This window comes from Wenjunlia vitaminophila DSM 41686 (assembly GCF_000380165.1).
GTDB classification, from domain to species: domain Bacteria; phylum Actinomycetota; class Actinomycetes; order Streptomycetales; family Streptomycetaceae; genus Wenjunlia; species Wenjunlia vitaminophila.
Window position 1 is genome coordinate 1 of sequence record NZ_KB904711.1, and the last position, 18,395, is coordinate 18,395.

At 72.5% G+C, this 18,395-nt stretch carries 11 protein-coding genes and 2 pseudogenes; all 13 read right to left on the minus strand.

Annotated features, from left to right (window positions below):
* Positions 1 to 269 (minus strand): annotated as a pseudogene (locus tag A3IG_RS31060) (hypothetical protein); the annotation flags it as partial.
* Positions 270 to 474: 205 nt separating this feature from the next.
* Positions 475 to 1,737: a nucleotide sugar dehydrogenase gene (locus tag A3IG_RS0123770; protein ID WP_026220601.1), complete on the minus strand. Its 1,263-nt coding sequence runs from the start codon at positions 1,735 to 1,737 to the stop codon at positions 475 to 477.
* A 9-nt stretch (positions 1,738 to 1,746) separates the two neighbouring features.
* Entirely contained in the window at positions 1,747 to 2,919 is a 1,173-nt protein-coding gene (locus A3IG_RS0123775; RefSeq protein WP_018386102.1) for a DegT/DnrJ/EryC1/StrS family aminotransferase, read from the minus strand.
* Between the two features lies 1 nt (position 2,920).
* Positions 2,921 to 4,138, minus strand: a complete 1,218-nt coding sequence (locus A3IG_RS0123780) for a DegT/DnrJ/EryC1/StrS family aminotransferase (protein WP_018386103.1) — start codon at positions 4,136 to 4,138, stop codon at positions 2,921 to 2,923.
* 473 nt (positions 4,139 to 4,611) lie between these two features.
* Positions 4,612 to 6,963: an MMPL family transporter gene (locus A3IG_RS0123785; protein WP_018386104.1), complete on the minus strand. Its 2,352-nt coding sequence runs from the start codon at positions 6,961 to 6,963 to the stop codon at positions 4,612 to 4,614.
* Between the two features lie 232 nt (positions 6,964 to 7,195).
* Positions 7,196 to 8,533, minus strand: coding sequence for a protoporphyrinogen/coproporphyrinogen oxidase (locus A3IG_RS0123790; protein WP_157862321.1), 1,338 nt, complete (start codon positions 8,531 to 8,533; stop codon positions 7,196 to 7,198).
* Between the two features lie 29 nt (positions 8,534 to 8,562).
* Positions 8,563 to 9,936 carry a protoporphyrinogen/coproporphyrinogen oxidase gene (locus tag A3IG_RS0123795; protein WP_018386106.1) on the minus strand — a complete coding sequence of 458 codons (1,374 nt, stop codon included), beginning with the start codon at positions 9,934 to 9,936 and terminating at the stop codon, positions 8,563 to 8,565.
* Positions 9,937 to 9,982: 46 nt separating this feature from the next.
* Complete coding sequence (locus A3IG_RS0123800; RefSeq protein ID WP_018386107.1) at positions 9,983 to 11,620, minus strand: class I adenylate-forming enzyme family protein; 1,638 nt, start codon at positions 11,618 to 11,620, stop codon at positions 9,983 to 9,985.
* A 73-nt stretch (positions 11,621 to 11,693) separates the two neighbouring features.
* Positions 11,694 to 12,638 (minus strand): UbiA family prenyltransferase, encoded by a 945-nt coding sequence (locus A3IG_RS0123805; RefSeq protein WP_018386108.1) that lies wholly within the window; start codon positions 12,636 to 12,638, stop codon positions 11,694 to 11,696.
* Positions 12,635 to 13,504 (minus strand): class I SAM-dependent methyltransferase, encoded by an 870-nt coding sequence (locus tag A3IG_RS0123810; protein WP_018386109.1) that lies wholly within the window; start codon positions 13,502 to 13,504, stop codon positions 12,635 to 12,637. Before A3IG_RS0123810 ends, A3IG_RS0123805 begins: the two co-directional genes overlap by 4 nt.
* 696 nt (positions 13,505 to 14,200) lie before the next feature.
* Positions 14,201 to 15,307, minus strand: a complete 1,107-nt coding sequence (gene prfB / locus A3IG_RS0123815) for a peptide chain release factor 2 (protein WP_026220602.1) — start codon at positions 15,305 to 15,307, stop codon at positions 14,201 to 14,203.
* Positions 15,308 to 16,793: 1,486 nt separating this feature from the next.
* Positions 16,794 to 17,649: pseudogene (locus A3IG_RS35470) on the minus strand (serine/threonine-protein kinase); the annotation flags it as partial.
* Positions 17,650 to 17,886: 237 nt separating this feature from the next.
* Entirely contained in the window at positions 17,887 to 18,186 is a 300-nt protein-coding gene (locus A3IG_RS34400; RefSeq protein ID WP_018386112.1) for a hypothetical protein, read from the minus strand.
* Between the last annotated feature and the right edge of the window lie 209 nt (positions 18,187 to 18,395).

The window sequence follows — 18,395 nt, forward strand, 5'->3', positions numbered from 1 at the left end:
CTCTGGCCGTCACTCTGGCCGTCACTCTGCCCATCGCTCTGACCGTCACTCTGGCCGTCGCTCTCGCCGCCCTGGATGCCGCCGATCACACCGCCCAGGCTTGCGGCGCCGTCGGTCAGCCCTCCGGCCGTGGCCGGGGGCGGCGGGTCGTTGTCGACCCCGAAGTTGGCGGCCTGAGCCGCGCCCGCAGCGGTGAGCGAGGCTCCCGCCGCGAAGACCGCCGCAGCCGCGATACGCGCCACGCGCAGCCGTGTCTTCCGGTTGGTCATCAGCCAACTACCCCCTGTAGCTATATGCGAAGCGGCCACATTCTTGCCGCGGCGCCAGCCTGTTGTCCCTGACCAAAACCGTCAAGGGCGTTCCGTCGCACTATGCCGGATATCGACATGGTTGCCGCCTACATGGGTACGCCCCTGTGACTTTTCCTCGTTTCCCCGTGCGTCGGCCATGGCGAACCGTTACGCTTGGGGGTTTTCACAGTGACTCGACGTTCTCGGCAGGGGTGAGCCGGCGACGGCAGTCTAGAACGTAGCGAGCCGACGCCGCGATGTCCGGGTAGTCGAAACTGTCGTGGTCGGTGACGATCAGTACCGCATGAGCCGCACCGAGTTGTTCCCGCGTCAGTTCCACGACGGTCAACCCCGGCACGTCGGGGGGTTCGGTGACATGGGGGTCGACCGCTCGTACCGAGGCCCCGGCGCCAATCAGCAGCCTGGCTATCTCCAGCGCAGGCGACTCCCGGACGTCACCGGTGTTCGCCTTGTACGACAGACCGAGCATGAGTATTCGTGCGCCGGTGAGGGTCTGCCGCCTGCGGTCCAGGGAGCGGGTGAGCCGTCGCACCACGTACTCGGGCATCTGGCTGTTGAGTTCGTCGGCCAGCTCCACCAGGCGGAACCGCCGGCTCAGCGCCCGTTCTACCTTCCAGGACAGGTACAGCGGGTCAACGGGCAGGCAGTGCCCGCCGACGCCGGGCCCGGGGGTGAACCGCATGAAGCCGAAGGGCTTGGTGGCGGCGATGTCCAGCACGTCCCACACGTCAATGCCCAGCCCCTCCGCATGGATGGCCAGCTCGTTGACCAGGGCGACGTTGACGTGGCGGAAGGTGTTCTCCAGGACCTTCGCCAGCTCGGCGACCCGGGGCGAACCTGCGCGCACCACCTCGTTGACGATGGAGTCGTAGAACTCCGCCACCTTGGAAAGCGACTTCTCGTTCACCCCGGACACCACCTTCGGGGTGTTCTCGAACGTCCAGGTCCGGTTGCCGGGGTCGATGCGCTCCGGGCTGTAGCCCAGGTGGAAGTCGACGCCCGGCTCCAGGCCCGACTCGCTGGCCAGCACGGGCGCCAGCACGTCCTCGGTGGTGCCGGGGTAGCTCGTGGACTCCAGCACCACGGTGCACCCCGGGCGCAGCCGGGGGCCCAGGATGCTCCCCGCCGCCTCGATGTACGACACGTCGGGGTTCCCCTGGTGCAGGGGCGTGGGGACCGCTATCACCGCTATGTCGAAGTCCGCCAGGTCGTCCGGGGCCATGCTGGGCCGGTAGGTCCCGCGGTCCAGGACGGCGGCGAGCCGGGCCGAGTCCACGTCGCCGACGTAGGACTCCCCGACCGCCAGCATCTTCACCCGGCTCTCGTCGGTGTCGTAGCCCACGACCTGGTATCCGTGCTCGGCCGCCGCGGCGGCGAGGGGGAGGCCGACGTATCCCTGCCCCACTACGACGAGTTTTTCGGGCATCCGAGCTCCTTAGTCGAAGAACTCGCACACCGAGTCGGCGATGTACTCCACCTGTGCGTCGGTGAGGTGTGGCCAAATCGGGATGGCGAGGTTGTGCTCGCTCGCGTACTGGGCGCCGGGCCACGGTGAGTCGCCGCCCGGCTGGTGGGCGTCCGTGGCGCGCGCGCCCTGCTCGGTGACGCCCGGCCGGTTCCCGAACCGCGAGAACGCGGGCTGCTCGGGTAGCGGGACGGGGTAGTACACATGGGTGCCGATCTCCTTCTCGGTGAGCCAGGCCCGCAGGTCACCCCGGCGCGCGGCGAGAAGGGAGTACACGTAGTAGCAGCGGCCGTTGCGGCCCGCGGGAGGCGCGGTCACCCCGCGTTCGGCCAGGGGCGCGAAGCGTTCCGTGTAGTAGTCGGCGATGCGGGCACGCCGCTCGAGCCGCTCCTCGAAGCCGGGCAGGCGGTGGAGTTGGAATGCGGCGATCACCTCGTCGAACCGGCTGTTCTGGCCGATCCGGTGGTGGAGGAAGCGGTTGACGCCGTCCTGGCCGTGGTTCCGCAGCATCCGCACCCTGGAGGCGAGTTCGGGGTCGTCGGTCAGCACCAGACCACCCTCGCCGGCCGTCCCGAACGCCTTGACCTGGAAGAACGAGAACACACCAAGGTGTCCCCACCTGCCTGAGGGCACCCCGTCGAGGACCGCTCCCTGGGCCACCGCGGCGTCCTCGATGACGGTGAGGCCGTGTTCCTCCGCGATCTTGTTGATCTTGGGCATATCGGCCATGATCGAGAACACGTGGGCCGGCATCACCGCGCGGGTGCGCTCGGTGATCGCCCGTTCGACCGCCTCCGGGTCCATCACCATGGTGTGCGGATCGACGTCCACGAACACCGGCGTCGCGCCGAGGTTGGCCACCGAGCTGGCCACCGGCTGGCAGCAGAACGCGGGCACGATCACCTCGTCGCCGGGGCCGATGTCCAGGGCCTGCACCGCGAGGTTGAGGCCGCCGGTGCCGCTGGAGCAGGCGACCGCGTGCCCGGCCCCGGTCATCTGGCGCAGGGCCTCCTCGAGTTCGGCGGTGCGCCGGCCGAGGATGAACCGCTGCTCGGCATCGGTCCCGACCTCGAACAGGATGTCCAGCATGGCCTGCCGGTCCTGCTCGAAGAGGTCCGGCGGGAAGAACGGAATGGTGGCCACGTCACCGCCTCCCGGCGTAGAAGTCGTCGATGGCCGCGCACACGGTGTCGATCTGCGTCTCGGTCAGGTCCGGGTAGAACGGCAGCGCCAGGGTGCGGGTGCAGGCCGCCTCGGCGTTGGGGAAACGTCCCGGCACGTGGTCCGGCGCGGCGTAGCAGGGTTGCAGGTGCAGTGGGCGCGGGTAGTACGTCTCGGTCCCGATGCCCCGGGAGGTGAGGTGCGCGACCAGCTCGTCGCGCCGCTCCACCTCGATCAGGTAGACGTAGAACACCGGGTCGGTGGGGACGGGGCGCTGGAGCAGTCGGGGAACGGTGATGACCCCGTCGGCCCCGGTCAGCCGCTCGGTGTAGGCGTCGGCCAGCACGCGGCGGCGGGCGATGTCCTGGTCCAGTCGGGAGAGCTTGGCCAGCAGCACGGCGGCCTGGATGTCGTCCATCTTGCTGTTGGTGCCCGACACCCCGGAGAGGTTGGAGATGCCGGCGATGTGGTCGATGGTGCGGCCCATCCGACCGTGGTGGCGCAGCACACCGGCGCGTTCAGCGATCTGTTGGTCATCAGTGATGATCATCCCGGCGTCACCGAGGGCCCCCAGGGTCTTGGTGGGGAAGAAGGACAGCACGCCGCCGGCGCCGAGCAGCCCGGCGTGCCGGCCGTCCCAGCGCATCCCGATCGCCTCGGCGCTGTCCTCGAGGACCAGCAGGTCGTGTCGCCGGGCGAGGTCCAGCAGCGCCCCCATGTCGGCGAGCTGACTGAACAGGTGCACCGGCATCAGGGCCCGGGTGCGTGCGCTGACCGCCTCCTCCACCGACGCCGGGTCCAGGGCGTAGTCCCCGGCCGCGGTGATGTCCGCGAAGACCGGGGTGGCTCCGGCCATGGTCACCGAGGAGGCGGTGGCGACGAAGCTGAAGGCCGGCACCACCACCTCGTCCCCCGGCTCGATCCCCGCTGCCCGCAGCAGCAGGACCAGTGCGTCCGTCCCGCTGTTGACCGCCACGGCGTGCCGCGCTCCGGTGTACTCGGCCACGGCCCGTTCGAACTCCGCGACCTTGCGCCCGTGGGAGAACTTCCCCCGGTCGAAGACGTCCTCGACGTGCTTGCTGACCAGCGGCCACAGTTCGTGGAAGGACTCCGCCTGGGTGAAGAAGGGAACGGCCGCGGCCCCGGTGGCCCCGCTCGGGGCCCCGCCGCCGGTGGTCGTTCCCTGTGCCGAAGTACTCACCGGTCTCCTCACTCGTCGTGGGGTATCGATCCGGACTCGCTCCGCCGGCGCGGGTGGACCGCGGCCGGGCAGGGGCGACTGCCAACGTGGCGGTGACGTGGGATGGGATGAGACGGGCGTCACGGGAGATGCCGTGCGGCCACCGTCTGATCGGCTCCTCACTGACGGTACGGACGCCCTGCTGGCCGCGACAGCGACAAGTTGTTGCCGGTCCCCGCTACAGGGCCGTGGCAGGAGACAGGTGCCCCGGCGTCCTTCACGGCCCCCGGGGGCGCGGGGATTCCCCGCACGCCAGCGGGCCGCTCCCCGGCCATGCGGTATTGGGCCTGGTCACGTCCTCGGGCTCCTCGCGGCCCGGCACGGGAACCGGGGGCCGCCGGACAGTGGCGGTTCCCCGCGCGCGGGGGGGCGCACGGGGAACCAGGGCGGCCTGCCGGGGGACGGCGGACCGCGGCGCGGCGAGTGCTCGGGGGTCAGTCGCCGCTGGAGGTGCCGCCGTGGTGCGAGGCGGTCCCGGTGGGGGTGGTTCGGGTGGTTGGCGCTGCGCTGCTGGTGGGGTTGGTGAGGGTGGCGGTCGCGGGGCCGTTGCCGGCGGGGACGGAACCGTTGGCCGGACCGGGGCCCTGCGGGTGCGCCGGTGGGTCGGCCGACTCACGCAGTCCGAACCGCTCGTGGACCGCCCGCAGCGGACCTGGCGACCACCAGTTGGCCCGGCCGGCGACCCGCATGAACGCCGGCACCAGGGCGCCCCGGACGAGGGTGGCGTCCATCAGCACGGCCAGCGCCAGGCCCAGGCCGATGGCCTTGAGGAACACCACGCTCGAGGTGACGAACCCCAGGAAGACGATGGCGATGAGCAGCGCCGCCGCCGAGACCAGGCTGCCGGTCCTTTCCAGGCCCCGGGCCACCGCGGAGACGTTGTCACCGGTCCTGTCGTACTCCTCCTTGATCCGTGAGAGCAGGAACACCTCGTAGTCCATGGAGAGGCCGAACGCCACGCAGAACAGCAGCATCGGCACGCTCCAGGTGATGCTTCCGGTCGGGGTGAAGTCCCCGACCACGCCGTCGAGGTGGCCGTCCTGGAAGCCCCACACCAGGACCCCGAAGGTGGCACTGAGGCTGAGCGTGTTGAGCACCAGGGCCTTGACCGGCAGCACCACGCTCCCGGTGAGCAGGAACAGCAGGACGAAGGTGCTCAGCGCGACGATGCACAACGCCCAGGGGATGGCGGCGTTCAACGAGTCCAGCGAGTCCTCCAGTTCCGCTCCGGGCCCGGCCACCCGGGCGGGGAACGGCTGGTCCACCGCGCGCAGGTCCCGCACCAGTTCACGGCCCTGCTCGGACATGGCCTCGTCGCTGGGGACGACGTTGAGGTAGACCCCGTCGCCGGCGGTGAACCGGGCCGACGCCCGGCCTGCCGGCACGGCCAGGTCACCGCCGACGAAGGTACCGGTGGAGGTCTCCACCCGGGCGACGCCGTCCACGCCGGACAGCGCGCGGGCGTAGGAGGTGATCTGCGGGGCCGCGGCGGCCGGGTCCCGTCCCACGTCCTCCATGACCACCATCGCGGCCTGGTTCTCCTGCGCGGTGAACTCGCTGCGCACCACCGCACCCACCTGGTAGGAACTGGCCGAGGTGGGCAGTGTCCGCTCGTCGGCCAGGCTCATCGTGAGGTTCAGGAACGGCGCGCCGAGGGCGAGGAGCAGCACCACGATGCCGGTGCCGATCGGGACCGGGTGACGCATCACCGTCATCGCCAGCCGGTGCCAGAAGCCGCTGCCCTCGGGCTTCGGCCGCCGCTTGCCGACGCGGAGCTTGTCGATCCGCGGGCCCAGCACCATCAGCAGGGCCGGGAGCACGGTGAGCGCCGCGGTGGCCGCGAGCAGGGCCGTGGGGATGCCGGCGTAGGCGAACGAGCGCAGGAAGTAGAAGGGGAAGACCAACAACCCGCTCAGCGCGAAGGCCACGGTGACGGCGGAGAACAGCACGGTGCGTCCGGCGGTGCGCATGCTGGTGGCGATGGCCTGCTCGGTCGCCACGCCGCGGCGCAGCTCCTCGCGGTAGCGGCTGATGATGAACAGGCTGTAGTCCACGGCGAGCCCGAGGCCCAGCCCGGTGGTGGTGTTCATCGCGAAGACCGACACGTCGGTGAACTCGATCAGGACGCGCAGCAGCAGGAAGACGCCCACCATGGTGACCAGGCCGAGCGCCAGGGGGATGAGGGCGGCCACCAGGGAGCGGAAGACCAGCACCAGCACCACGAAGAGGACCGGGAAGACGATCATCTCTGCCTTGGCGAGGTCCTTGGTGGTCTGCTCGGACAGCTCCTCGTCCGCCTTGGCCGCGCCACCGGCCTGGACCTGTAGGCCCTGGACGTCGCCCTGGTAGGCGTCGGCGTGCGCGTCCATCCAGTCGGTGACCGCGTCCTCGTCGCCCTCGATCCGGGCCATGACCAGCGCGCGCTCGCCGTTCTCACTGCGCAGCGCCTCGGGCCGGCCGGTGGACCAGTAGGAGTACGCCTCGGCGATCCCCGGCTCCCTGGCCAACCGGTCGGTCAGCTCGGTGCCGGCCCGCACGGCGGCCGGGGAGTCCACCCCCGAGCGGTCGGTGGCGAGCAGCACCAGGTTGGGCTCGCCCACCCTGAACTTGTCCTCGAGGACCTCGGCTGCCTTGGCCGATTCGGTGCCCGAGTCGACGTAGCCGCCGCTGGACAGCTTGGGGATGACCGTGCCGCCGATCGCCGCGGACAGCACGAAGACCATCAGGCACCCGTAGAGCAGGGCCTTGCGTCGTCGGAGTACGAATGCAGCCAGCCTGGCGAGCATCTCTCTCCCTCGGGATTCGATCGGGTGCGGTGCGACGGTGGGGCGACGACCAGTAGACGAGGCAGCACGCCGGGGTGTGACATCCCCGTGCCGGGCGGTCGTGGGCGCTCCCCCGGTGGCCGGGGAACGCCGGTGGCCCCGCCGCCCGGGGTGCCGGCGGCGGGGCTGGGACGGGCCGGACGGTGGGGGCGGTCCGGCCGGGCGGGGTCCGCTGGCGGACCCGTGGGGTGGGCTACCCGGCGAGCAGGGACTTGGCCGCCCGGATGCCGGTGCGCATCGCCGCCTCCGCGGTGGGGCAGCCCAGGAAGTCGCCGGCGAGGACCACGGGGCCGTGCTGCTCGCGGGCGAGCGCGGCGGCCCGGCGGAACCGGCCCGGCTCGGGCCAGGGCAGTCCCACCCGGCGTTCGACGATGTGGAACGGCTCGGCGTTCCTGGGGAAGTCCGGCCACAGCACCGGCGCCAGCTCCAGGGCCCTTTCGTACTGCCGCTCCTGCGGCTCGTCCAGCAGTTCCGCGGTCGCCTGTCGTCCCATGTAGACGAAGACGAGTTCCTTCTCCCGCCTGCCCTGCGGGGTGATCTGGGTCTTCGGCACGGTGATGATGCTGCGCACGGTGCGGGTGCCGGGGCCGCCGGGCACGATGTGCTCGCCGGACGGCATCTGGCCGCGGTCGATCAGGTAGGAGACGGACAGCGCCGGCTCGTACCGCTGGGTCTCGGCGAACCGCACCATCTCGGGTGCCACCACCTCGCTGGGCAACGAGGCGGCCAGCTTGGCCGCGACGGGCGCGGTGGTCGCCAGCACCACCTCGTCGAACGCCTCGGTGTTCGTGCCGCCGTCGGCGTCCGTCCAGGTGATCACGACTTCCCTGTCACGCACCGAGACGTCGGTGGTCGAGGCGTTGAGCCGGACGTCGGCACCGCGGGCCATCCGCTCCGCCACCGTCTCCATGCCCCGGCCGAAGACGTAGAACTTCGAGCCCACCACGTTGGCCTGCATCGCCATCACGTGGGCCTGGGAGATCTCCTCGCAGCGCCACAGCCAGAACGACTCGATCGTGGGCCGGACCAGGGTCTGGTAGGCGCCCTCGGACATGGCGGTGCTCGCCCACTGCGCGGCGTTGGTCCCGTCGTCGTAGCGGGCCAGGTGCTCGGGCTCGAACAGGTCGAGGTGGCTGCGCTTGCGGGTCATCGTCAGCGCGTTGGTCAGGAACTTCACGCGGTCCCGCAGGCCGGTGTGGCCGTAGCGCAGCAGGCTCCCCAGGGAGTCGGCGGCCAGGTTCACCGGCTTGCCGTCCACCATGATGATCATGCTGTTCCGCATCTCGACCATGTCGTGTTCCAGGCCGTACTCCTTGATGCGTTCGAACAGCACCTTGTAGAAGCTGGTGAACCACAGGTTGATCCCGGTGTCCGGTTCGATCTCGGGGCGGTGCCAGGAGCGTGCCCGGCCGCCCAGGCCGTCGGCCGCTTCGAAGACCGTGACCTGACGGCCGGCCGCGACCAGTTCACGGGCGGCGGCGCAACCGGACATCCCGCCGCCGACAATGGCTACTCGCTTGGATTCCCGCATGGAGCGGCCTTTCCCTGATGGTGGATTGGTCATGGTTGGTCGGTGGACGTCGCCGCCCGGGCCGTGCTGACGCCGCCCGGTGCGTGGCTGCTGACGCGTTCCGCGGCCCACTGCGCGGACCGCACCGCGCCCTCGCTGCTCGCCCGCAGGTACAGCCAGTCCCCGGCGTACTCCACGGTGCGGGTGGGACGCCGGGCGAACTCCGGCCGGGCACGCAGGGCCTGCGGGGACGCCTCCACGGCCCCGCAGGGGAAACGGTGCACGAACCAGGACGTGCACGCCGCCCGCACCCCGGGCAGGTACGCCTCGGCCCGGTCCAGCAGGGTCTTGGCCACCGTCTCGTCGGACGCCGTCAACAGTTCGCCGGCGGTGCCGGCCGCGGGAAGCAGACTGACCAGGCCGGCGCCGCTCGGCGCGCGGTTGGCGGCCTTGTTGTGCTCGATGGTGAGCCCGCCGAGCACCTGGTCCTCGACCTCGGGCAGCAGCAGGGCGTACACCGGCGGGGCCAGGCCCCTGCGGGCCGGTTCCAGTGGGCGGTCCAACAGGCAGGTCACCCGCGCCATCGGTGCGTACCCGCAGGCCCGCAGGTACTCCCGCTCGTCCGCGGGCGCACCGGGGTGCATCCGTGCCGCGAGCGGCGCCGGCACCGCCAGGACCACCTGGCGTGCCGTCAACACCGCACCGTCCTCGAACACCAGCCGGGCCCCACCGGGGACCGCGGTCACCTCGGCGACCGGCCGGGAGGTGCGCACGTCCAGCGTGGCCGCGGCCCTGCGGGCCAGGGTGTCCATGCCGTCGCGGTACGTGCGCCACTTCCAGATGCCCCGGGTGGACACCATGCTGGCGACGAAGGGACCCATGCAGGAACGCTCGGGCTGCCAGCCGAACGCGGTGCCCACCGCGGGCTGGAGCAGGTACTGGAACATCTCCGCGGAGTAGTCGGCGGCGAACTCCGCCACGGTGGTGGTGCCCAGCGGGGTGCTCTCCGGGTGGTCCACGTCGTAGGACCCCGCCCGGCGCAGCAGCCGGCTGGTCATCCGGGACATCTCCATCCGCCCGCGCAGCGTGAGCCCTGCCCCGGTGACACCACCCAGGGGGTGCCCCACCCGGGGGTGGGCGCGACCCTTCCGCCACATCCCCACCGAACTGCGCACCGGCAGGATCTCCTCGCCGCCCACGCCGAGTTCGTCCAGCAGCCGCCAGGTCGCCGGGTAGCCGTGCACGGCGAGGGTCTCGGCGCCCTCGTCGATCAGGTAGCCGTCGTGCCTGCGGGTGGCCATCCGTCCGCCCACCCGGTCGGCCGCCTCGAACACCGAGACGGAACGGCCCTGGCGGCTCACCCAGTGGGCGGTCGCCAGACCGGAGATTCCACCGCCGACGACGGCGACGTCGAGGTCCGTCATGCTCGTTGCCTCCTCGCCCGGCTCCGGGTCGGGCCCGGCTTCCGGTTCAGGTCCATCGCCCGGTGCCGAACGTGTCCGCGTCGTCGAGGAACCGTGTCCGCAGCTCGCCCCTGCGCACCTTGCCGGTGCCGGTGCGGGGGATCTCGTCCCAGGTCACGCAGACCGGGTCGGCCAGTGGCGGCAGGTCACGCACCGCCGCGTCCCACTCCGCGCGGTCCAGTCGCCCGTCCGGCGTGCTGACCACCGGCAGGGGCAGCCGGCCCGGGGTGCCGAGCACCACCACCTCCTCCAGCCGCGGGAGCCGGTCGGTCAGCACGTCCTCCAGTTCGATGCAGCTCAGGCCGGGGATGCTGTCCACCTCGCGGTCCAGCAGCCGGATGGCTCCGGTGCGGGAGCGGGTGCCGATGTCGCCGGTGTTCCACCAGGCGCCGTCGGTCTTCTCCCGCCAGCGGTCCTCCTCGCCCAGGTAGCTCAGGCAGCGTCCCCGGGTCTTGGCGAACACCACCCCGCGCTGCCCGGCGGGCAGGGGGCGCATGGTCGCCGGGTCCACCACCTTCAGCTTGGTGAACACCGGCAGGGGCCGGCCGACGTTGCGGGTGGTGGGGTGGCGTTCCCCCGTCTTGGCCAACGCCCTGCGGGTGAGCAGCCGGAACGCCAGCGGGCCGGCCTCGGACTGGCCCCACCCCTGCAACCAGGCGGGGAAACGCCGGCGGGAGGCGCCGAGCAGCCTGCGGATGGTCGGCGGGTGCATGGCGTCGAAGGTGCTGACGTACAGGCGCACCTGGGCGAACACGGTGTCCTGCGACGCCGGTCCGGCGCCTGCGGGGTCCCGAACCAGGGCTTCCCAGCGGGTGAAGGTGGTGGGCAGCGCCTCGCAGGTGGTCGGCGGGTGCTCGCGGAAGATCCGCTCCGCGACGGCCGGGTCCCCGTCCGCGATGACCACCGCCTCGCGCGGCTCGAGCAACAGGGTGCCGGCGGTCCACGGGATGCTCCTCCCGTGGACGAACGAGATGGCGCTGGCCACCGTGTCGGAGCGGCGGGAGGCCACGACGGGCCACCGGATCGACTCGATCTTCCCCAGGGTGTTGACGATCGTGTTCGCGGAGTGCACCACCAGCTTGGGCACCCCCGTGGTGCCCGAGGTGTGCGTGATCACCATGGGTTCGTCCGGCTCCCGGAACCGCGGCGGCGGGGCCGGGGCCCCTCGCACCTCGGTGAGCGGCACCGCGTCGCCCGCGCCGCCGTCCAGGCAGACCGTCCGCCGCGCCGCGGCCGACAGGTCCGCCCCCGCCTCGGTGCACCGGCGCACCACCCGCTCGTTGGTCACGAGCACCGCCGCGTCCAGGCGTTTGAGCAGCACCTGGAGCGCGTCCGGCGCCAGGTGACCGGAGATCATCGCGGGCAGCGCGCCGAGCCGGGCCGCGGCGCAGGCCAGCAGGGTGCAGTCCCAGTGGTTGTCCTTGACGATGGCGATCCGCTCCCCCGGTCCTGCGCCGACCGCGTGCAACCAGCCCGCGGTCTGCTCGACGAGGGCGGCGAGGCCCGGCACGTCGAACCGGGTACCCGCGTCGGGGGCGATGTCGAACGGCCGACTGAGGTGGAAGACCGTGCTGCGGCCCAGCTCGGCGTAGGCGTCGAACAGCCCACCGATCCCGTGCTGTCCCACCTGGTCCTTCTTCTTCACCTGCGATCCCTTCCGGTCCGGGTGCCGGCCGGCTCCACACCACGGGCGCCCGCTGGTACCAGGCCCCCCACGGCTACGCCATGTGCACCAGATTGACGACGAACAGCAGCACAAACCCGGTCCGGTGCAGGTGCATCCCGCGGGCCCTGGCCAGCAGGGCGTCACCGCGCACCACCCCGGTGAGGAACTGCCGCACCCTCAGGACCACCACGGGACCCAGCGCGAGCGCGAACCACCACGGCGCGGCGCCGAACACCGACGCCCCGATCACCAACAGCACGTCGGCGGCGCTGAGCACGGTGAGCACCACCTGACTGGCGCGCGGCGAACCACTGGTGGCGATGTTCCTCCGGCCGACCTTCGCGTCCCCCTCGATGTCCTTGAGGTTGGAGTACAGCGAGACCAGCACCTGCCAGAGACCGAACAGCACGGCCTCCACCACCAACAGCCCGGTCAGTTCCCCGGTGACCAGCCCGTACGGGACCAGCACCACCAGGAACGGGCTGCCCGCTATCAGCGCCTCCTGTCCGCCCCGGTAACTCAGCTTCAGGCCCCACGAGTACTGGACGCTCGCCGACAGCACCAGCGCGGTGCACACGACCGCCCACACCGGGCGGTGCGGAGCGGCGCAGATCGCCGCCGTCCACAGCAGGGTGCCGGCGAGCGTCGCGAGACGCCCGAACCTGACGGCCTCCTCGACGGTCAGCGAACCGTCGAGGAGGGGCTTGCGGCGCAGCTTGCGGCTGGGGGTGCCGGGACCGTAGTTGGCGCCGTCGCTGCCGTCCCGGAACCCGGTGACGTCGTCGAACGCCACCACCGCGGCGACCACGCAGACCTCGCCCACCAGGAACAGCAGCAGCGTGCCCAGGCCCCGGCCGTCCAGCCGCAGCCCGCCGGGCAGCAGTGCCCACACCAGCGGGACGCTCAGGTAGAAGTCGAAGAAGTCCAGTTTGGCCAGGCGGGCGTAGGCCCTCGCCCGCGACTGGGCGCGGGGGGCGACCAGCGGCGGGGCGGTCATCTCGCCCCCCGGGCGCCGGTGCCGTCGTGCCGTGGCCGACGCCCGCTCACGGCCACCATCACCTGGCTGAGCCACCGGTGCGCCGGGTCGCGGAGCTGCTCCAGGGCCTGGTCCACCTCCTCGGCGGAGACCAGACCCGAGGCCTCCATCCGGGGGCGGAGGTGCTCGATCCACAGGGTGTACCACTCGGCCTGCACGGTGCCGCCCTGGACCACCACGGCGCGGCCCTGGGCCTGCACGTCCTCCAGGCCGCAGCGGAGCATCAGGTCCAGGTCGAGGAGGCCGCCGCGGGCCCGGTGCCCCGACTGGCGCATGATCACGTAGGCGGCGTCCTTGACCCGGTCGAGGAACCCTTCCTGCTGGGCGTGCCGGAACAGCGAGCTGGTGTCGGTGTCCTCCAGCAACAGCCGACCGCCGGGGCGCAGGGCGCCGATCATCCGGCGCACCGCCGCCTCCTGGTCGGACAGGTGCTGCACCACCATCCTGGCGTGCACCAGGTCGAACCTCTCCCGCGGCAGCGGGTCCACCAGCACGTCGTGCCGCAGCACCGTGACCCCGTGCTCGCCGAGCCAGGAGACGCGGTCCAGCCGCAGGTCGGTGACGACGACCTCGCCGTCGGCCCCCACCCGGTCGGCGAGCGCCCGCCCCACCGAGCCGCAGCCTCCGCCGATCTCCAGGCAGGCCGTGCCGGGCTCCACCCGCAGCAGGTCGAGGGTCCCCGGGTCCCACATCGCCTCACCGGCCCGAAGCCGCCTGGTCTCCCCCTCGAACGAGGTGGCGAAGACGTAGCCGGAGTCCTCCCGTTCCGGTGCGACGGGTGCCGCGGTGCGCGTCCCCTCGGGAAACGCCACTCCCTTCCGCTCCATCAAAGCTCCTCCGTACCGTCGTGACCGGCGTTTTCACGCGTGGGTCGGGAACCAAATCCGGCGTGGTACTCCAGGCACCTTCCACGTGTCCCGCATGGCGGGGTCACGAGTGCGTCGTTTGGTGGGTGCGGCGTCGTGGTGGGTTCTCCGCGTCCCCCGTCTGCCTCTGCGCGAGTGACGTGGGGTCTGATCAGGCCGATCCACAAGCTAGGCGGGGCCCGGAATCGCCCACAATGACAGTCGGGCTAGCAAGGTCGGCGACCGCGGTAGCAAGAATCAGCGCCGGGCACCGAGGGCCTGTTCAGGGCCCGCGGCCCCGCGGGGGCACCCGGTCCGGGAGGGCCCGAAGGAGCGGGCGGGGTGCGGCGGACCGGTCGGCGGGGGGACGGCCACGTGGGGGGAGCGGAGGTCCCCGAGGACGGGCCCTCGTTCCACGGCCCGGCCGGGCGGGGGCGGGCGGGTGAACGGGCGGTCCTGGGCCGGGTTCGGCGAACCCGCGGCGCGCCGGACGGCGCACACCCCCGGGCGGCGCCGACGGACGGCGGGACCCGTGGGTGTGGGTGGGAACGTTCGGGGCGTGGGGCGGTGACCGCGGCGGCGCGCCCCGGCTCAGCTCACCGGCTCAGCTCGCCGGCGGCTCCCCGCGCACCGGGCCGCGCCCGCCCCCGGTCCCCTGGGCCACGGCCCGGGGGAGCGTCACGAGGACTGGCTCTTGCGCCAGCGGATGCCCGCCTCGAGGAAACCGTCGATGTTGCCGTCGAGCACCGACTGCGGGTTCCCCACCTCGTGGTCGGTGCGCAGGTCCTTGACCATCTGGTAGGGGTGCAGCACGTAGGAGCGCATCTGGTTGCCCCAGGAGTTGCCGCCGTCGCCCTTGAGCGCGTCCATCTTGGCCTGCTCCTCCTGCCGGCGCCGCTCGAGGAGCTTGGCCTGGAGCACGTTCATCGCGCTCGCCCGGTTCTGGATCTGTGAGCGCTCGTTCTGGCAGGAGACGACGATGCCGGTCGGCAGGTGGGTGATCCGGACGGCCGAGTCGGTGGTGTTCACCCCCTGGCCGCCGGGGCCGGAGGAGCGGTACACGTCGATGCGCAGCTCCGACTCGTCGATGTCCACGTGGTCGCTCTGCTCCACCACCGGCAGCACCTCGACCCCGGCGAACGAGGTCTGCCGGCGCCCCTGGTTGTCGAACGGGGAGATGCGCACCAGCCGGTGGGTGCCCTGCTCCACCGAGAGCGTGCCGTAGGCGTAGGGGGTCTTGACGGCGAAGGTGGTGGACTTGATGCCGGCCTCCTCCGCGTAGGAGGTGTCGTAGACCTCCGTCGGGTACCCGTGCCGCTCGGCCCAGCGCAGGTACATCCGCATGAGCTGCTCGGCGAAGTCGGCCGCGTCCACGCCACCGGCCTCCGCGCGGATGTTGACCAGGGCCTCCCGGGCGTCGTACTCGCCGGACAGCAGCGTGCGGACCTCCAGCTCGTCCACGGCCTTGCGCACCGAGGCCAGCTCGGCCTCGGCCTCGGCCCGGGTGTCCGCGTCGTCCTCCGCCTCGGCCAGCTCGAACAGGACCTGGACGTCGTCGATCCGCCCGCGGAGCGACTCGACCCGGCGCAGCTCCCCCTGGAGGTAGGAGAGCCGACTGGTGACCTTCTGGGCGTTCTCGACGTCGTCCCACAGGTCAGGGGCCGCCGCCTGCTCCTCGAGCGCGGTGATGTCGGCCCGGATACGGCCCAGGTCGAGGACGGCCTCGATCGACTCCATGGTCGAAGCGAGGGACTTCAGCTCTTCGGAAACATCGAGGACTGCCACTCAGCCAGGGTAATGCCTCCCCTTACAAGTTCCGGAACCCGTCCGGGGCGGGATTTCCGCGTCCGGCCGGGGCCCGTCCGACGGGTGGCTCCCGACCGGGGCCCGCGCCGGAAGCGGTGGCGCGGGCCCGGCCGGGCCACGGACGGCCCCTACACCCCGGTGGCGCGGGCCAGCCCGCCGTCCTCGGTGCGGACGTACAGCTCCAGGCCGGAACGGTTGACCGCCGCCGCGGGCGCGTCCGCCCCCCGGCGGGTCCCCTCCTGGTGGCCGGGACGGCCGAGGGGGCCGGCCGGCAGCGGCTCGTGCCGCCACCGTCCGGGGCCGGAGAGCACCGCCTGGGCGAGACGGCCCGCCCGGTCCCTGACCAGGACGTAGAACTCGGTCCCACCGCCGGCCACCGGTTCGGGGCGGCCGGTGGTGGACAGGGTGCCCACCTCCTGCGCGGGACGCCACGCGCCGTTGGCGAAGGGGACCCGCAGCACCACCGAGTCGCCGCGGCGGACCACGAACGCGTCCAGGGTCCCCTCGGCCCTGGACACCAGGCCGGGCGCGCCCGCGATCCGGCCCGCGGTGGGCACCAGGGACCAGGTGTTGAGCTGGCCGTCCACGTAGGAGGCGGTCACCAGGTCCCCGCCGGTGCGGCCGACCAGGTCGATCCGTCCGGGAGCGGAGGACGCCGCGGCGGGGGAGGTGTCGAACGTGGTCCTGCCGTCGACCTGGAACCAGTTCTGCCAGGCGCCCCGCACCAGGGTCCGCCGGTACAGCAGGCCGTCGGTGCCCACCGAGAACAGGTCCACCTGCCCCGGCCTCGGGGAGACCACCGCGGGGTCGCCCTTGGTGCTTATCCCGGTGAGTCGCTGCCACTGTCCGTAGCCGTAGGCGGTGCGGGTGAGGTACCACACGTTGGCGTCGGCGCCCCGGGCGAAGACGTAGGTGGCACCCGACTCCGTGATGGCCCGCGGCCCCCCGGTCAGCTCCACCCCCGGCGGGCGGGGCACCGCCTCGAACGACGCCCAGCGCGGCAGGGGCGCCTCGGAGCCCGCGTCGCCCTGCGGTGACGGCTCGCTGCTCGCGGTGGGCGCGGTCGGGGTGACCCCGGGAGCCCGCATCCCGTCGTCGTGCCGGCCGTCCGGGTCCTGGTCCCCCGGGTCGTCCCGGCTGGTGGCGCCGGCGTCCCGGCTGGACACGTAGCCGTAGCCGCCGATGCCGGCCAGGGTCAGCGCCGCGGCGATCGCCGCCCCCACCCGGATCCGGCGCTTGCGCACCTCCGCCGCGCGGTCACCGACGCGCGGCCGGGCCACCGCCACGGGCAGTCGGCGCCGGTAGGCGGCCAGTTCCCCGGCGGTGGGCAGCTTGAGACTGGTGTGGGTGTCCCGGCTGGAGTCGGGAGCGGAGCCGGGCACCAGCGGCACCGCGCCCCTGGGCCGTGCCGCGGGGGGCGGCGGCGGGGGCTCGGGACCGTCGTCCGGCTCCTGCTCGGCCGCGTCGTCCGGCGCGGTGATGTCGAGTGCGGGCAGACCGACGAGGCCCGGGAGCTGTTCCCGCAGCCGCTGGGCGAGTTCGGCCGCGGTGAGCCGGGACGCCGGGGCCTTCGCCAGGCAGGAGGACAGGATCTGCCACAGGCCATCCGGGATGTCCGGCAGCGGCTCCACGGTCTCGGTGACGTGGCGGCGCAACACCGCACCGGGGTGACCGCCTCCGAACGGGGTGAAGCCCGCGAGGAGCTCGTACAGCACCGTCGCCAGGGCGTAGATGTCCACCGCAGCCCGTGGGGGCAGCCCCTCGATGATCTCGGGGGCGAGGTAGTCGGGGGTCCCGATGATCCGGGTGGCCCGGGTGCGCCGCGGCGAGTCCACCAGGCGGGCGATCCCGAAGTCGGTGAGCTTGGCCGGGGGTGCGCCGCCGGGTCCCGCCGGGACCGCCGAGTCCAGCAGCACGTTCTCCGGTTTCACGTCCCGGTGCACCACCCCGGCGGCGTGCGCGGCGGCCAGGCCGTCGGCGACGTCGGCCGCGATGGCGACCGCCGCCTGCGGGACCAGGCGGCGGTCCCGCTCCAGCCGGGAACGCAGGTCGGTGCCCCGCACCAACTCCATCACCAGCGCCAGGTCCTGGCCGTCCACCACCAGGTCCCTGACGCCCACGATCCTGGGGTGGTCCAGGCTGAGCAGGGCGGTGCGTTCCTGCACGAACCGGCCGACCAGGTCCTGGTCCGAGGCCAGGTCCTCACGCAGCAACTTGATGGCGACCGGGCCGTCGGGCCCCTCCCCCAGCCATACCGTTCCGGCGGACCCCCGCCCGAGCACCTGGTGGGCGGTGTACCGACTGCCGATCTTCCGTGCCAATGCTGCTCCGACCCCTTAGATGGCTTCCCCGCTGCCTGCGCTGCGGCCGTGGACGGCTGTGCGGCGTCGGTGACGGGCGGGCGCGTCGGCCACAAAGTTACGCGGACTGCCACCGGTTGAGGGAACTCGGCGTCGGGTCCGCGGGACTTTCTGCCAGAAATCCCCGTTGGGAATCGACAAATCTCCATGCTCGTCCACCCCGGGGGAGCGACATCTCCCCCGGGCGGTGCTCGCGGGTCAGCGCTGGACGTCCGGCAGGTCGCCGAGGTCCGGGAGCTTGCCCTCCGGCAGTTCGGTGTTCGGGAGGTTGGTCTCCCCGGCGCCGCCCCCGCCCCCGCCACTGTCACTGCCGCTGGTGAGGTCGTTCACCCAGTCCCAGGAGTTCTCCACCCAGTCCCGGGTCGTCTGCCAGAAGCTGCGGCCGTCGGACACCCAGTCGTCCAGCGGGCCGACCGTCCAGGCCAGCAGGACCACCAGGGAGAGCACCACCAGCACCGTGAAGCATCCCTTGAGGCAGCCGAGGCCGGGGATGCGCATGGGGGTGCGCTGACGGGGCTCCCGGCGGGGCCGGGGGGACGCGGGCTCAGGAGGAGCGGGACGTTGCGGTGCCGGGGCGGGGGCCGGGGCCGGGGGCACCGGCTGTTGCCGCTGCCTCGGGGGCTGCTGGTACGGCTGTGGGTAGGGCTGCGGCTGCTGGTACGGCTGTTGCTGCCCGTGCTGCGGCTGTCCGTGCTGCGGCTGTCCGT

Excerpts from the sequence above, each read along its gene's own strand:
- A3IG_RS0123790 (WP_157862321.1), bottom strand. The coding sequence starts at position 8,533 with ATGCGGGAATCCAAGCGAGTAGCCATTGTCGGCGGCGGGATGTCCGGT.
- A3IG_RS34400 (WP_018386112.1), bottom strand. The coding sequence starts at position 18,186 with ATGCGCATCCCCGGCCTCGGCTGCCTCAAGGGATGCTTCACGGTGCTG.
- A3IG_RS0123795 (WP_018386106.1), bottom strand. The coding sequence starts at position 9,936 with ATGACGGACCTCGACGTCGCCGTCGTCGGCGGTGGAATCTCCGGTCTG.
- A3IG_RS0123805 (WP_018386108.1), bottom strand. The coding sequence starts at position 12,638 with ATGACCGCCCCGCCGCTGGTCGCCCCCCGCGCCCAGTCGCGGGCGAGG.
- A3IG_RS0123810 (WP_018386109.1), bottom strand. The coding sequence starts at position 13,504 with ATGGAGCGGAAGGGAGTGGCGTTTCCCGAGGGGACGCGCACCGCGGCA.
- A3IG_RS0123770 (WP_026220601.1), bottom strand. The coding sequence starts at position 1,737 with ATGCCCGAAAAACTCGTCGTAGTGGGGCAGGGATACGTCGGCCTCCCC.
- A3IG_RS0123785 (WP_018386104.1), bottom strand. The coding sequence starts at position 6,963 with ATGCTCGCCAGGCTGGCTGCATTCGTACTCCGACGACGCAAGGCCCTG.